The 15,629-nt window shown below is 61.8% G+C and carries 11 protein-coding genes and 1 tRNA gene; 9 read left to right on the top strand and 3 right to left on the bottom strand.

Going from position 1 to position 15,629, the window contains the following annotated elements:
* Positions 1 to 990: 990 nt before the first annotated feature.
* The 3 genes from FME97_RS01415 to FME97_RS01405 form a co-directional block, all read right to left on the bottom strand.
* Complete coding sequence (locus tag FME97_RS01415) at positions 991 to 2,763, bottom strand: erythromycin esterase family protein (RefSeq protein WP_162502042.1); 1,773 nt, start codon at positions 2,761 to 2,763, stop codon at positions 991 to 993.
* Positions 2,764 to 2,825: 62 nt separating this feature from the next.
* Positions 2,826 to 3,032: a hypothetical protein gene (locus FME97_RS01410; protein ID WP_141427547.1), complete on the bottom strand. Its 207-nt coding sequence runs from the start codon at positions 3,030 to 3,032 to the stop codon at positions 2,826 to 2,828.
* 477 nt (positions 3,033 to 3,509) lie between these two features.
* Positions 3,510 to 3,601, bottom strand: a tRNA-Ser gene (locus FME97_RS01405).
* 246 nt (positions 3,602 to 3,847) lie between these two features.
* Here FME97_RS01405 and sufB point away from each other — a divergent pair.
* From sufB to FME97_RS01360, 9 genes are all read left to right on the top strand, one after another.
* The gene (gene sufB, locus FME97_RS01400) at positions 3,848 to 5,293 is read left to right on the top strand and encodes a Fe-S cluster assembly protein SufB (RefSeq protein ID WP_141427545.1); all 1,446 of its coding nucleotides are present in this window, start codon (positions 3,848 to 3,850) and stop codon (positions 5,291 to 5,293) included.
* Positions 5,294 to 5,310: 17 nt separating this feature from the next.
* The gene (locus FME97_RS01395) at positions 5,311 to 5,883 is read left to right on the top strand and encodes a flavodoxin family protein (RefSeq protein WP_141427543.1); all 573 of its coding nucleotides are present in this window, start codon (positions 5,311 to 5,313) and stop codon (positions 5,881 to 5,883) included.
* Positions 5,877 to 6,629, top strand: coding sequence for a Fe-S cluster assembly ATPase SufC (gene sufC / locus FME97_RS01390; protein WP_141427541.1), 753 nt, complete (start codon positions 5,877 to 5,879; stop codon positions 6,627 to 6,629). Before FME97_RS01395 ends, sufC begins: the two co-directional genes overlap by 7 nt.
* A complete protein-coding gene (locus tag FME97_RS01385) occupies positions 6,629 to 7,450 on the top strand; it encodes a SufD family Fe-S cluster assembly protein (protein WP_141427539.1) in 822 nt (273 codons plus the stop codon). The genes sufC and FME97_RS01385 overlap by 1 nt, the downstream gene beginning before the upstream one ends.
* A 2-nt stretch (positions 7,451 to 7,452) precedes the next feature.
* Positions 7,453 to 8,670 carry a SufS family cysteine desulfurase gene (locus FME97_RS01380; protein ID WP_141427537.1) on the top strand — a complete coding sequence of 406 codons (1,218 nt, stop codon included), beginning with the start codon at positions 7,453 to 7,455 and terminating at the stop codon, positions 8,668 to 8,670.
* A gap of 35 nt (positions 8,671 to 8,705) precedes the next feature.
* On the top strand, positions 8,706 to 9,392 hold the full coding sequence (locus tag FME97_RS01375) for a dTMP kinase (protein WP_141427534.1): 687 nt from the start codon (positions 8,706 to 8,708) through the stop codon (positions 9,390 to 9,392).
* Positions 9,389 to 10,495 (top strand): BT_3928 family protein, encoded by a 1,107-nt coding sequence (locus FME97_RS01370; protein ID WP_141427532.1) that lies wholly within the window; start codon positions 9,389 to 9,391, stop codon positions 10,493 to 10,495. The genes FME97_RS01375 and FME97_RS01370 overlap by 4 nt, the downstream gene beginning before the upstream one ends.
* A gap of 362 nt (positions 10,496 to 10,857) precedes the next feature.
* Positions 10,858 to 13,836 carry a tetratricopeptide repeat protein gene (locus FME97_RS01365; protein WP_141427530.1) on the top strand — a complete coding sequence of 993 codons (2,979 nt, stop codon included), beginning with the start codon at positions 10,858 to 10,860 and terminating at the stop codon, positions 13,834 to 13,836.
* 2 nt (positions 13,837 to 13,838) lie between these two features.
* Positions 13,839 to 15,590, top strand: a complete 1,752-nt coding sequence (locus FME97_RS01360) for a TonB-dependent receptor (protein ID WP_141427528.1) — start codon at positions 13,839 to 13,841, stop codon at positions 15,588 to 15,590.
* Positions 15,591 to 15,629: the final 39 nt, after the last annotated feature.

Raw genomic sequence — 15,629 nt, 5'->3', positions numbered from 1 at the left:
CACCTCGACTGTTTATCAATGGCTATTACGATATTCAGCGGTCTCTGCTAAGATAAACAGCTTGGACTGCGTATCTTTCGTCTCTCAAAAATAGAAATTTTTAGGCATCGGTACAAATAATTTGCAAGAAAATATTTATATGAAGAGTGACTGTCTGAAATAAGGTCGGATTGCCCTTTGTCCGATAAGGCGTTGGGTTCGTTGGTCCCACGACTGCGGAGGGAATCCGACCATGCTGACTGGGACCCGAACGGAATTTCCGCTGATGGTGATACGCCTCATGATGTGTACACCGCCGTTTGTCCGGGGGAGATCCTTTTCGGGTAGGAGAAAATTTCGAAAGAGCTTTTCAAGACGGCGACATTTTTGGTCTGGTCGATGCTCCCATGACGGAGAGCCGGCCTTTCAGGAAGTCCCGTTCGGAGTGTTTCAGCAGGTCCTGTGCCGGGCCGGAAACATGGACCCGCCATACGGACGATGAAATGCCGCTGGTACCAATGCGCGATGCGCGGCAGCGGCACGACCTTGCGCAGTCGCAGCCTCGCGAGCTTCGCAGAGGCCGTCCGCAGTCCGATGCTTTCGGCCGCGTCGCGGATACCCGACTGCACATTACGTAAAGCGATCTTCGTGTATTTGCACGCTTGTCTGTTTCCGCACGCTCCTTGCCCGTCGCTTGACATGCTTCTCCGGCACGGGCTTCGGCCGGACAACCTGCTTCAAATGTGGTCGGGGACGGACCGTGACAAACCGAACCGATTGTATCGGCGCGCAACCTGCACAATTTAGGCCGGGGGCGTATTGCGATAACGAGAACCGACGGTCGTCATGTGCGTTATCGTGGTAAAATCCGTATCACCCTTCACCATCTTTGACGTTTGATTGGCAAGATGGGCGATCGCTTCTTTTTCAACTGAAGTTTTTTCATGGCGGTTGTTTTTGAGTTAGCGTTATCCCTACTCTTTTGAAGATTTTCGGGTTTCTCTTTTTGAATTATTGTATCATGTGCGATGCCGAGGTATTGCGGATGAAAATCAGATAATCGAACATGTCGGAAATCTGCGTATTATAGAATATCTCAGGAGTTGCTCCGACTTCTCTGAATTCCAGATTGCCGAGCCATTGCAGGCAGGAGGAGTCCTCTTCGCGCATTTTTTTCAAGTCCAGAATAAACAGCGGTTCGTCCAGTTGTCCGAGCACGTATTCGAGTGTGCCGGGATGCGCTTTGGGAAGTTCAAAGGATTGCAGTCCGTTTTTCCAGGCCGTGTACGAACCTTCGTATCCGACGAATCCGAAGGTTCGGTAATCGTCGCTGATACTTTTTTTGAGAAAGCCCCCCATCGAACGATGCAATATATCTACTTGCTTCAAACAATTGATATGCGCATTGTGCGCCCAGACTACGGCTTTGGACCCCGGATTGTTCCGCAATATCCACAACAGGTTGTCGGCCATGCCGCGGTCACGCCAGTCGGGATCTTTCTTCTGGCTCAGGAACTGATGCAATAACTCGATATTCTGTAAGGCCCAGGCTCTCTGCATCGGTGGCCGGTTTTTCGCCTCTATCCGTGTCTTCAGTTCTTCGAGGTCGGAGTCTATGTCTTCAGCCAGTTCTCCATCGATCTGGAACGGACGGGGATAAATGCGATGCAGCTTATCCTTGATTTTTTCCACAAGGTTTTTATCGGACGGATTTTTCTCGAGAATGGTCTGCAACTGGAGTATCGGGCCATTGTAGTTTTGCATGTCCACTCCCGTAAACGTAATTCGGGGCTCGGATGCATTGAATGCTTTCATCCATTCGATCATGTTCAGCATTTCATGGGTTCTCCACGGCCACATGTATATTCCGATTAACAATCGTATCGGGTTGTCAATACCTCCGACGGTATAGTTGTTCAACTGATAGCATTCGGGCATGTTGGCTTCCAGCGCGAAAATATCGAATCCGCAGTTTTCTGCCAGATAGCGGATGATCCGGTCCTTCATTTTGAACACTTCGCTCGTTCCGTGCGTATTCTCTCCGAGCCCGACCACTTTGCAGTCTCCGACCAACTGCCGGAGAATGTCGAGGTCTTGCGTGTCCCCGCCGTCCGACTCGCAGGTTCGCAGCGGATAGACGTATCGGCGCAGCTCTTTTTTCTCCCTGTCGGACAATTCCGTTTTCGGTGCCGGAATCGCTTTGTCTTCGTATCTTACGCCGTCGATTCTGAGTTCGATATTGTCGAACCACGCAGTACCCTTGCCGGTAACGAAGCCGGCAATCAGGACATAAGGGACATCCTTGTCGATCGTCTGCCGAACGGTATGGCGTGTCCACTCGGACATGCCGCGAACCCCTCCGACCGTATCTATCCGTCCGAAAAGATCGGGGTCGTACTTCTCGGGATTATAGGGGAATATGCCATATCCGGCACACACGTTCACGCTGTCCCTCGTCTTGACCCATCCGCTGATTTCGAGTTCTTTCCCGGCGATTAATTCGCCCGGCAGAATATTCTGGAACCCGCCCCAGACGGTCATGGTCGGCCCTTCTTGCCATCGGGCTCGGAGGCTTGCCTCTCCATGCTGTTTCACTTGCTTGTCAAGCGAGAGAACGTACCCTGTAGCCGAAGAATTTTGGAATATCCACTGCATCGGCACGGAGTCGTTCTTGGCATACTCGAAATCGAGGTTGTACTCCGTCGAATAAATCGGCGGCCGGGTGCAACCGGCACAGAAAAGCAATACCGACACGAAACTTATCTTCAAATATGATTTGTTCATGACAAGAAAATGTACTTTATACTTGAAATTATAACAAGCCTTTTCGGCTCTAATTATGTTCCTCAATACGACTCTTGGGGAACGAGATCGGACGGTTCGGGTTGCTGTGCGGTGGTTTGACAGGCTGCTTCGCATGATCCCCGGCCGGAAATGGGATTCAGAGTATCCGTACTTTCCTCGACTTTTCCGCCTTTTCCACCTTTAACCATAGCAGATGCGTCATTCCTGAGATTGAGAATGCTCTCTTTTTTTACCTGAAGTTTTTTCATAGGATTGGCAGTTTTCATTCCATAGACGATAATCCGATTTCAAAATAGAGAAATGTTATATGGAATAATCGTGTTAATTATAAATCGTATTTCGGGGTAATGCCTGTGTGACGGGTCGTTTGAAATTATTTGTAAATATATGAAATAAAAACAGGATGTACTGATTGTTTCTTCGCGAAATATGCCTTATATGGACTGCTATGGATTGAGCGGATATCTATTATAGGTATTCCGCATGAATTCTCTGGACGGTCGCAGACAGGTCTCGTAACGGACGACGGTTCCGGGAGCGGAATTTGCTCCGGATGAGGCCTTGCGTTTCTCTCCATTCCGTCCGATTCCCTATCGCGCCGAATCCGTAAGACGTTGGCAGAAATGGCATCGGGATAGAGGTTCGAATTTATGCTCGTGGCTCTTATGTATAAAACCCTGCAAATTGTATATTTGCAGGGTTTTACATTGTTATTCGGTGTGACTTGGCGGAGAGAACGAGATTCGAACTCGTGGTACGGGTTGCCCCGTACGTCGGTTTAGCAAACCGGTGGTTTCAGCCACTCACCCATCTCTCCGGGCACGCTTCCGGGAAGAGGGTTTCTCCCGAAAGGGTGTGCAAATATAGAATCTTTTTGGGGAACTACAAAGAATTGCGGACAAAATTTCCGGTTTCCCGACTTTCTCCGGCTCCGGAAGGGGTGGAACGAGCCGGCCGGACCCGGATTTTTTCCGGCGGAATAGGGGCTCCGGCCGCAGATTTGCTTCGCGGCATTATGATTTTGCAATTTGATTTCGTACCTTTGTCCGATATTTGGCATGTAATGGCAACGAACGAAAAGGAGCTTCTCGAAGGCATTCGGGAGCAGGAATATAAATACGGATTTACGTCGGACATCGAGACCGAGACCATCGGCAAGGGATTGTCCGAAGAGGTCGTGCGCCTGATTTCGGCCAAGAAGGGCGAACCGGAGTGGATGACCGAGCGCCGTGTGGCGGCCTACCGCCACTGGCTGACGCTGGAGCCTCCGACGTGGGCGCACCTGACGATTCCGGAGATCGACTTCCAGGACATCATCTATTATGCGGCCCCCAAGCCCCGGAAGAAGCTCGGGTCGATGGACGAGGTCGATCCCGAACTGCGGCGCACGTTCGACAAGCTGGGCATTCCGCTCGAGGAGCAGATGGCCCTTTCGGGCGTGGCGGTCGATGCCGTGATGGACTCCGTTTCGGTGAAGACCACCTTCAAGGAGACATTGGCCGAGAAGGGCATCGTCTTCTGCTCGATTTCCGAGGCGCTGCGCGACTGCCCCGAGCTGGTGCGGAAGTACCTGGGGAGCGTGGTTCCCGCGACCGACAATTTCTATGCGGCGCTCAATGCGGCGGTCTTCTCCGACGGGTCGTTCTGCTACATCCCGAAGGGCGTGCGCTGCCCGATGGAGCTTTCGACCTATTTCCGCATCAACGCCGCCGGTACGGGACAGTTCGAGCGGACGCTCATCGTGGCCGACGAAGGTTCCTACGTAAGCTATCTGGAGGGATGCACCGCGCCGCAGCGCGACGAGAACCAGTTGCACGCGGCCGTGGTCGAGATCGTCGTCGAACGCGACGCCGAGGTGAAGTATTCGACCGTGCAGAACTGGTATCCGGGCGACCGCGAGGGGCGCGGCGGCATCTACAACTTCGTCACCAAGCGCGGCATCTGCCGCGAGAACGCGCGCCTGTCGTGGACGCAGGTCGAGACCGGCTCGGCCATCACGTGGAAGTACCCGAGCTGCATCCTCGCGGGCGACAACTCCGTGGGCGAGTTCTACTCGGTCGCCATGACCAATAACTTCCAGCAGGCCGACACGGGTACGAAGATGATCCACGTCGGCCGCAACACGCGCAGCCGCATCGTCTCGAAAGGCATCTCGGCGGGCCGCAGCGAAAACTCCTACCGGGGGCTGGTCCGCATGGCCAAGGACGCGGAGAACGCCCGCAACTACTCGCAGTGCGATTCGCTGCTGATCGGCGACCGCTGCGGGGCGCACACCTTTCCCGTGATCGACAGCCGCAATGCGTCGGCCGTCGTGGAGCACGAGGCCACGACCTCGAAGATTTCCGACGACCAGCTCTTCTACTGCCGGCAGCGGGGGATTTCGACCGAAGATGCCGTGGGACTGATCGTGAACGGCTACGCCCGCGAGGTGCTGGCCAAACTGCCTATGGAGTTCGCCGTGGAGGCGCAGAAGCTCCTGGCGATCAGTCTCGAAGGGTCGGTCGGATAATGGCGGGGGAACGGAGTATGAAGGTCGTGGTGATAAACGGCAGTCCCCGGCGCGGGGGAGTGGTTTCGCAGATGCTCGGCCATGTGGTCGCCGCTCTGCCGCAGGATTGTACGGTCGAGAGTCTGACGGTCTGCGATCTGCGGGTCCGGCCCTGCACGGGCTGCATGCGGTGCCGGTCGCTGGGCCGCTGCGTGCTTCCGGAGGACGACGCCCACCGTGTCGCCGGGATGATCCGCGCGTGCGATGCGCTCGTCGTGGGTTCGCCCTGCTATTGGGGCAACATGAGCGGCGAGCTGAAGGTGCTGTTCGACCGGATGGTCTATGCGCTGATGGGCGAACGGGAGAACGGTCTGCCGGTAGCGCTGCACAAGGGCAAGCGGGCCGTGCTGGTATCCGCGTGCAACACGGTCTGGCCGTTCAGCGTCTGGTTCCGCCAGACGGGCGGCGTGTTCCGTTCGCTGCGCGAGATTCTGCGCTGGAGCGGGTTCCGCGTCGTGGGGACCTTCGGCAAGGGCGGATGCCGCAAACACGGGGAGCTGACTCCCCGGGAGATTGGAAAATGTGAAAAACTGGCAAAGAGAATATGTTAAGCGTAAAAAATCTGCACGCCTCGGTCGATGGCAAGGAGATTCTCCGGGGCATCGACCTGGAGGTGAAGGCCGGCGAGGTGCACGCCATCATGGGGCCGAACGGCTCGGGCAAATCGACGCTCGCGTCGGTGCTCGCGGGTAACGAGAAGTTCACCGTCACCGAAGGTTCGGCGACCTTCATGGGGCGCGACCTGCTGGATATGTCCATAGAGGACCGGGCGCGTCTGGGGCTTTTCCTGGGTTTCCAGTATCCGGTGGAGATTCCGGGCGTCACGATGGCCGGCTTCATGAAGCTGGCCGTCAATGAGCAGCGCCGTTTCCGCGGCGAGGAACCGCTTTCGGCCGCCGAGTTCCTGCGCCTGATGCGCGAGAAGAGCGCCGTCGTGGAGCTGCCCTCGAAACTGACGTCGCGCGCCGTGAACGAGGGCTTCTCGGGCGGCGAGAAGAAGAAGAACGAGATATTCCAGATGGCGATGCTCGCGCCGAAGCTGGCGATTCTGGACGAAACCGATTCGGGCCTCGACATCGACGCCCTGCGCATCGTCGCCACGGGCGTCACGAAACTCCATACGGCGGAGAACGCCACGGTGGTCATCACGCACTACCAGCGGCTGCTCGATTACATCGTCCCCGACGTGGTGCATGTCCTCTACCGGGGCCGCATCATCCATTCGGGCGACAAGTCGCTGGCGCTCCGGCTCGAAAAGGAGGGGTACGATTGGCTCATCAACGAATACGACCGGTGATGGAGGCTCTTCGCGACATACTCCGCACGTTCCGTCCGGTCGGCGGCGAAACGCTCCGCGTCGCCGGGACCGGGGCGGAACCTTTCGCGGCGGTCGATCCCCGCGCGCTGCGCGTCGAGGCGGAGGCCGGCTCGTCGGCACACCTCGTCGTGCTTCATACGAAGGCCGACGCCGCCTCGCTGACCGTCGCACTCGGCGAGGGGGCGCAGTTGGAGCTGACGCACCTCTTCGCGGCCGAGGCTTTCGCCGAAGTGTCCGTCAGACAGTCCGCGCGCAGCCGCTGCCGCGTGACGACGGTGCAGCTCACCGGCGCCAACGCCTCCTACCGCATCGACCTCGACGGTGCGGAGGCCGAAAACTCGCTCGGCGGGGCCTTCCTGGCTGCGGACGGGGAGCATTGCGTCGTGACGCTGCACACGGCGCACAACGTTTCCGACTGCCGCAGCGATTCGGCGGTGAAGGGCGTCGCCGGCGGCCGGGCCGTGGGCGAGTTCCGCGGGCTGGTCTATGTGGCTCCCGGCGCCCAGCGCACCGATGCGCGGCAGCAGAGCCGCAACATTCTGCTGAGCCGCGAGGCCCGCATCACGACGCAGCCCCAGCTGGAGATCTATGCCGACGACGTGAAGTGTTCGCACGGCGCGACGGTGGGGCAGATGGACGCCGAGGCGATTCTCTACATGCGCCAGCGCGGGCTGAGCGAGGCGGACGCCCGCCGGTTGCAGATCGAGGGCTTCGTGGGCGACGTCGTGCGCCGGTGCGGCGTCGAGCCGCTCTGCGAGGCCGTGATGGAGATGGTTTCCGCCAAAATGGAACGGTTGTAGATATGTTCGACGTCGAAAAAATACGCGGGGAGTTTCCGATTCTCTCCCGCAGGGTCTATGGAAAGCCGCTCGTTTACCTCGACAGCGGGGCGACGGCGCAGAAGCCCCGCTGCGTGATCGAGCAGGTCGATGCCCTCTACCGGGGTATGAACGCCAATATCCATCGCGGCGTGCACCTTCTCTCGGAGGAGGCCACCGAACGCTACGAGGCCGCCCGGAGCCGGATCGCCGCTTTCATCGGTGCTGCCGAACGCGAGGAGGTCGTCTTCACGGCCGGGGCCACGGCGTCGCTCAACACGGTCGCCTATGCCTGGGGCGAACGCTTCGTGCAGGCGGGCGACAACATCGTGGTCAGCGAGATGGAGCACCACTCGAACATCGTGCCGTGGCAGTTGCTGGCCCAGCGCAAGGGAGCCGAGATACGCATGCTGCCCTTCGACGACGACGGCCGTCTGCGGACGGAGTGTCTGCCGTCGCTCGTGGACGCCCGCACGCGGGCGGTCGCCGTCACGCAGGCGTCCAATACGCTCGGTACGCGGCCCGACCTGCGGCCCGTGGTCGAGGCGGCGCACGCCGTCGGTGCGGTGGTCGCGGTCGATGGCTGTCAGGGTATCGTGCACGGCGGGGCGAATGTCCGGGAGATGGGGTGCGACTTCTACGCCTTCTCGGGCCACAAGCTTTACGGTCCGACGGGAATCGGCGTGCTGTACGGCCGCCGGGAGCTGCTCGAGGCGATGCCGCCCTTTCTGGGCGGCGGCGACATGGTCGATCGCGTGACCTTCGCGGGGACGACCTTCGCCCCCGTGCCGCTCAAGTTCGAGGCCGGTACGGCCAACTTCGTGGGGGCCATCGCGCTGGGGCGCGCCGTGGAGTTCCTGCAGGAATTCGATCCGGCGGAGATCGAGGCGCACGAGACGGCGCTGCTGCGCCGCGCCACGGAACGCCTCTCGGCCATCGACGGGCTCCGGATTTACGGGACGACGGAAGACAAGTGCGCGATCGTCTCGTTCAACGTCGAGGGGGTGCATCCCTACGATATGGGCATGATCCTCGACAAGCTGGGGATCGCCGTCCGCACGGGGCAGCACTGCGCCGAGCCGGTGATGGACCATTACGCGACGACGGGCATGTGCCGCGCTTCGTTCGCCCTCTACAACACGCTCGGCGAGGCCGATGCGCTCGCCGACGGCGTGGCGCGCGCCGTGCGTATGCTGCGCTGAGAAACGATTGTTTGAAACCGACATAAAGTGACGTTATGTTTATCGTGCTCGAAGGTCTGGACGGTGCGGGTAAATCGACCCAGATCCGCCTGCTGCGCCGGCTGCTCTCGGAGCGGGGCGTGGAGAGCGAATACATCCATTTTCCGCGTTTCGACGCTCCGGTTTACGGCGAGCTGATCGCCCGCTTCCTGCGCGGCGGGTTCGGCGGCGTGAACGAGGTCGATCCCTATCTGGTGGCGCTGCTCTTCGCCGGCGACCGGGCCGATGCCGGACCGCAGATCCGGCGGTGGATCGCCGCGGGCAAGGCCGTCGTGCTGGACCGCTTCGTCTATTCGAACGTGGGGTTCCAGTGCGCCAAACTGCCTGCCGGAGAGGAGCGCGACCGGCTGATGCGCTGGATTCTCGACCTGGAGTTCGTCCATAACGGCCTGCCGCGCCCCGACCTGTCGCTGTTCCTCGACGTGCCCTTCTCGTTCACCGAGCGGAAGCTCTCCGGAATCCGCGAAGGCGACGACCGCGACTACCTGCAGGGCGGGCGCGACATCCACGAGGACGCCCTCGACCTCCAGCGGCGCGTGCGCGAGGTCTATCTCGAGGCCGCTGCGTCCGACCCGCGGCTGCGGGTGGTCGATTGCAGCGACGCCGCAGGGGACATGGAGACTCCCGAAGGCATCTTTTCGAAAATCCGCGACGCGCTCGCCCCGATTCTTACGACGCGATGAGAACGAGCCGAACATTCAAGCTGCTGGCCAACGTCTGCCGGTTGATCCTGGCCTGTACGTTCATCCTTTCGGGTTTTACGAAGGTGATCGACCCGTGGGGCACGGCGCTCAAGGTGAACGAGTACCTGTCGATCTACGGCATGGAGGCGCTCGAACCGGCCTCGATGACCTTTTCGATCTGGCTGTGCGGCGCCGAGCTGATGATGGGCTGCATGCTGCTCTTCAAGGTCCGCATCCGCCTGATTTCGATTTTCGCCTTGGCGTCGATGCTCTTCTTCACGCTTCTCACGCTGCTGAGCGCCACGGTGATTCCCGTCGAGGACTGCGGCTGTTTCGGCGAAGCGCTGAAACTCTCGCCGTGGGAGACTTTCGTGAAAAACGTCGTGTTGCTGCCGATGGCCTTCGTGGTGTGGTGGCGTTACCGTCCCGACCGGATATTCGCCTTCAAACCGGTGGAGATCGTGCTCACGTGCACCTTTTTCTGCCTCTCCATGTACCTGGGGTACTATTGCTATGTCCACCTGCCGCTGATCGACTTCCTGCCCTACAAGGTGGGGGTGAACATCGCCGGGGCGATGCGCGCCCCCGTGCCCGATGCGGGCGAGACGGAAACGGTGCTCGTTTACCGGAACCGCCTTACGGGCGAGGAACGCGAATTTTCGCTCGACGAGACCGAATGGCAGGACGCCGAGACATGGGAGTGGGTCGATACCCGCACGACGGGCGAGGCTCCTGCGGTCGCTCCGCTCATCGGCGAATTCGCCCTGCGCGACGCCGGGGGCGACGCCACGGAGGAGGTGCTGTCCACGCCGGGACGTCTCTACATGCTCTGCGTCACGTCGTTCGACGCGTTGCCGCGCGGTTGCGCACGCCGCATGGCACGGCTCGTGGAGCGCGCTGCCGCCGAAGGTGCGCACGTCGTCTGCCTCACGCCCCAGCCGCTCTACGACGAGCCGTGGCACGACTTCGGCACGGGCAGGGTGCGCTGCTACAACATCGACGCTTCGACCATGAAGACGATGCTCCGCGCCCGGAACGGGCTGGTCGTGCTCGACGACGGCACTATCTCCGACAAACGCAACTGCCGCGACATCCGTCCGTAGTCCGCATGGCGCCGGCGCCGTGACGCCTCTCCGGCCGGACCTCTGCCGGGGGCGGATCGCCCGGCGTCCCTGCCGGTTCGGTATTTGCCTGCGTCCGTCCGACGCCGGCCGCGGCGGTTCCGTGCATGGCGGGCACGGTACGGCGGCCCGTTCGTATCACGCCGCCGCATGATGCGCGGGAGCGTTCGCCGGCCGTTTCTGCGGCCGTGCGGGGGAGGGTGCGAAGTATGCGGATAAATTTGGCTTTGCGCGCCGGATGTATTATCTTTGCAAAGTTCGGAGGGAGGATCCGGTGCGGCCGCTTGCGATGGGACGTGTGCCGGCCGCGCTGTTTCCGGTCCCCTCTTTTAATTATGGAACGTATGCGAAAATTTCGGAATATCCTGCTCCCGCTCTTCGCGGCGTGTGCGCTGACGGCGCAGGCCGCGGAGGAGGATGCGGCGGCGGCCCTCGAACGCGGCCGCGACCTGTTCGATTTCGGACGCTGGAGCGATGCCCGGCACGAATTCCTGCGTGCCCGGGAGGCATCGGACCCGGCGGACCGCACGACGGTCGAGGAGATCGACTTCTACCTGGCCGCCTGCGCCGTGGAGCTGGGCAGCGCCGATGCCGAAGGGGCGCTCCGGGACTTCGAGGAGCGTTATCCCGGCTCCGTTTACGCCAACGACGTGCGTTTCGCGCTGGGGTCGTTCTACTGCTCCGCGGGTAACATGCGCGAGGCCCGGGAGGCGTTCGAACGGACCGAGTACAGGGCCCTGAGCGCGCCGCGCCGCGAACAGTACGACATCCGGATGGGGTATGTGGAGTTCACCGACGGCGATTACGAGGCGGCCTACGGGCATTTCGACCGGATCGGCAGCCGCAGCGAGTACGCCGACCACGCGCTCTACTACAAATCCTATATCGACTATGCCGAAGGACGGTCCGGCCGGGCGAAGCAGGGCTTCACGCAGCTCGCGCGCAGCGACGCCTACCGGGACGTCGTTCCGTTCTATCTGATGCAGATCGAATTCCGCGAGGGCAACTACCGCTATGTCGTGGAGCAGGGGCCGGAACTGGCCCGGAAAGCCGTTCCCGAGCGCCGCGCCGAACTCGAGCGCGTGACGGCCGAATCGTGGTTCCGGCTGGAGGACTACAACAAGACCCTCGAACACCTCGAGGCCTATGCCGAGGCGGGCGGCGAGATGGACCGCGACGCCAGCTACCTGCGCGGTTTCGCGCTCTACCGCACGGCCCGTTACGACGAGGCCGCCGAGTGGCTCCGCCGGGCTTGCGGCGCGGAGGACGCGCTGACGCAGAACGCTTCGTACCACCTGGCCGACTGTTACCTGCGTGCCGGGGACAAGGAGGCTGCTATGCAGGCCTTCGCGATGGCGTCGGACGAGGCGCTCGACGCCGCGATCGCCGAAGACGCCCTGTTCAACTACGCCAAGTTGCAGTACGAACTGGGCGGCGGCGCTTTCAACGGCGCGATCAATATGCTGACACGCTACATCGACCGCTATCCTTCGTCGCCCCGCGCCGGGGAGGCCCGGACGCTGCTCATCGCCGCCTATTACAATTCGCGCGATTACGATGCGGCCTACCGAGCCATCCGGTCGATGCCTTCGACCGACGCCGACATTCGTGCCGCGTTGCAGAAGATCACCTATTTCCGGGCGCTGGAGGCTTACGGCGAAGGCGACTTGCAGGCCGCACAGCGCTACCTGGCGGAGTCCGCAGCGGCGAACGTCAGTCCCAAATACGCCGCGCTCAACGATTTCTGGCAGGGCGAGATCGCCTTTGCGCAGGGGGATTATCCGGTCGCCGCAGCCAAATACAACGCCTATCTGCGGCGGGCGCCGCGGTCGGCGCGTGAATACGCCCTGGCGTGGTACAATCTCGGCTACTGCGCTTTCGACCGCGACGACATGGCGCAGGCGCGGAGCGCGTTCGGCCGTTTCCTCGACGCCTACGCCCCGCGCGACCGTTACCGGGCCGATGCCTTCAACCGCGTGGGCGATGCGGCCTATGCCGAGCGGAAGTTCGACGAGGCAGTCGCGTCGTACGACCGGGCCATCGCGCTCGGCACGCCCGAGATGCACTACGCCCGGTACAAACGGGCCGTCACGCTCGGCATTCTGGGCCGTGCCTCCGAGAAGCAGCAGGCCCTGCGGCAGATCATCGCCGACGGCGAGGGCGACTACGTGAGCGAAGCCTCCTACGAACTGGGGCGCAGCTTCATCGCGCAGGAACGCTATGCCGACGGCGCCGCGCAGCTCGAACGCTTCGTGGCCGACTATCCCTCGTCGCCCCGCCGTGCGCAGGCATTGTCCGATCTGGGGCTGGCCTACCTCAATCTGGGCGACCGCGAGAAGTCGCTCCGCTATTACGACATGGTCGTCGGATCCTCGCCGCAATCCTCCGAAGCGAAGGAGGCGATGCAGGGCATCCGCGAGATCTACGTCTCCGAGGGGCGTGTGGACGATTACTTCGACTACGCCTCCCGGGCAGGCGTGGAGAGCGACCTTTCGGCGCAGTCGCGCGACTCGCTGTCGTTCGTCGCGGCGCAGAACCTCTATCTGGCCGACAAGCCCGAGGCGGCGGCCCGGTCGCTCCGCGATTATGTCGAGAACTACCCGAAAGGATACTACCTGACCGATGCGCTCTACTACCTGAGCGACTGCTACCTCCGCACGGGAGCCCGTGACGAGGCCATCGGGACGCTGACGACGCTCGCCGACCGGGGGCAGAACCGCTATACGGAGCAGGTGCTCGAAAAGCTCTCCGAGCTGACCTTCGCCGACAAACGCTACGACGAGGCAGCTTCGGCCTACCGCCGGCTCTACGACGCCGCGACGACCCGTTCGGGCCGGGAGGCCGCCATGACGGGGTATGTGCGCGCCACGGTGGCCGGGGGCGACGGCGAGCGGATCGCCGCGATGGCGGCCGACGTGGCGGAGCATCCGGATGCGGGAGCCACGGCGCTGCGCGAATCCAAATACGCCTGGGCCGGGCAGTTGCGGGCCGGGGGCCGCAAGGCGGAGGCCGTGAAGCTCTACAAGGAGCTCGCCTCCGAGGTGAAGACCCGGCAGGGGGCCGAAGCGGCCTATTATGTCATCGAATCGCTCTTCGAGGGCGGCGATCTGGATGCGACCGAAAAGGCCGTCTTCGCCTTCTCCGAGCGGGAGCCGGACTCCTACTGGCTGGCTAAGGCCTTCATCCTGCTGGGCGACGTCTATGTTCGCAAGGGAGACAATTTCCAGGCGCGTGCCACCTACCAGAGTGTCGCCGACGGCTATACGCCTGCGGACGACGGCATCGTGGACGAGGCGAAGGCGCGAATCGCAAAACTGAACTGACGATGAAAAGAGTGATATTTGCCGCCTTCGTGCTGGCGGCGCTGCCGCGTCTGGCCGCGGCTCAGGTGGAGAAACAGGTCGAAGTGACCAAGGCCTACGTGCCGCGCGTCGAGGGCGCGTCGAAGCTGCCCGTCGAACCCGACATGACCGATACGACGCGTCTGCGTCCCGAGATCGACTACTCGATCACCCCGCTGTCGCTGCGCACGTCGCTCACCACGCGGCCGATCCGGCCCGCCACGGTGACCTACTGGGAGTTCAACCGTCCGCTGCCGTTCTACCTGAAAGCCGGCGCGGGCTATCCGCTCAACTCGGTGCTGGACTTCTACGCCACGACGCAGAACCCTTCGACGGGCTATCTTATGGGGTATGTCAATCACGAGGGGCGCTATGCCGACATCCGCAACGTGTTCGGTGTCGAAAACAACTCCGTGCGCATGACGAACCGCGCCGGTGTCGCCGCGGGCAAATACCTCGGCAGGCATGTTATCGAAGGGGAGCTTTCCTACGACAACCGCATGTACCACCGCTACGGGGCGTTCGTCTCGCCGGATGCCGAATCGCTCTTCGTGCCCGGCGCGGCGGTCGATTTCGGCGACGCGAACCTCGACCTGCGCATCGGCGACGACTTTCAGGATCTGAGCCGCACGAATTTCGAGGTGGCCTTCCGCGGAGGTATGTTCTTCGACCATTCCGAATGGCCCGAGGCGTACGGGGAGAATGCCCGGCAGTTGACGCTGGAGGGACACGGCCGCATCGCCCGTGCATTCGGGCGGAGCAGCCTCTCGGCGACTCTCGGCTACGAATACCTCCGGGGACAGCGCTCCGCCTCCGGTTACGACCAGGGATTGCTGCATGCCGCGCTGCGCTACGGTTTCGCGGGCGGCGTCGTGCGGCTGGAGGTCGGGGCGGACTTCTACCGCGACAGGATGGAGGAGGCGGCCGATCCCGAGCCGGTCGTCACGACGGGGAATTACCTCATTCCCTTCGCGCACTTCAATTTCAATCTCGGTACGCCGGGGCTGAAACCCTTTCTCGAGGTGGACGGCGGGGTTTCGGACAACAGCCTCCGGTCGCTCATGCGGAAGAATCCGTATGCCGCTCCGCAGTGGCTCGACAAGAGTTCGGTGGACTATTGCGGCCGGTTCGGCCTCGGGGGCAGCCTGTGGCGCAACCGCTTCGGGTATCGGCTTTATGCCGGGGTCACGATCCACGACAACCGTCTCTACTGGGCGGCATACCGCGAGCTGTCGGACGACGGCGCGGGCGGCACGGGGGAGGCGTTTCCGGCGGTGTTCTTGCCGCTCACGGGCCGTCAGACCGTCACTTCGTTCAACGGCGAGGTGGAATACCGCCCGCTGAGCGTGCTGACGTTCGATCTGGGCGTGCACGGCTATCTTTACAACGACGAGGAGGACTGGAATAACGGCGCGCCCTCCTTCGCGGGGAACGTCGGCGTGCGGTACGAGGGCCGCAAGGTGGGCTTCGGCGTCGAGGCCCGGATGCAGAGCGAACGCAGATGGATGCTTCTGACCTCGGGTCCGGCCTCCGGAACGGATGCGGGTCCGGTCTCCGTCTCCTCGTTCGAGGCGCCGTTCGGGGTCGATCTGCGCGTGGATTTCGACTGGAAGGTGTCGGGCCGCGTGGCGATTTTCGCCGAGGGCCGGAACCTGCTCGACCGCGAACTTTACGAATATCCGTGGTTCCCTGAGTTGGGGGCCCGTTTCACGGTGGGCGTGAAGGCCAATTTCTGACGCCGCCGCTTCGTCGCGCGGCATGGCCCGATACGTCCG

The sequence above is a fragment of the Alistipes dispar genome (assembly GCF_006542685.1).
Classification (GTDB): Bacteria; Bacteroidota; Bacteroidia; order Bacteroidales; family Rikenellaceae; genus Alistipes; species Alistipes dispar.
Note: the sequence above shows the minus strand (reverse complement) of the source record. Positions and strands in the feature narration are given on the sequence as shown.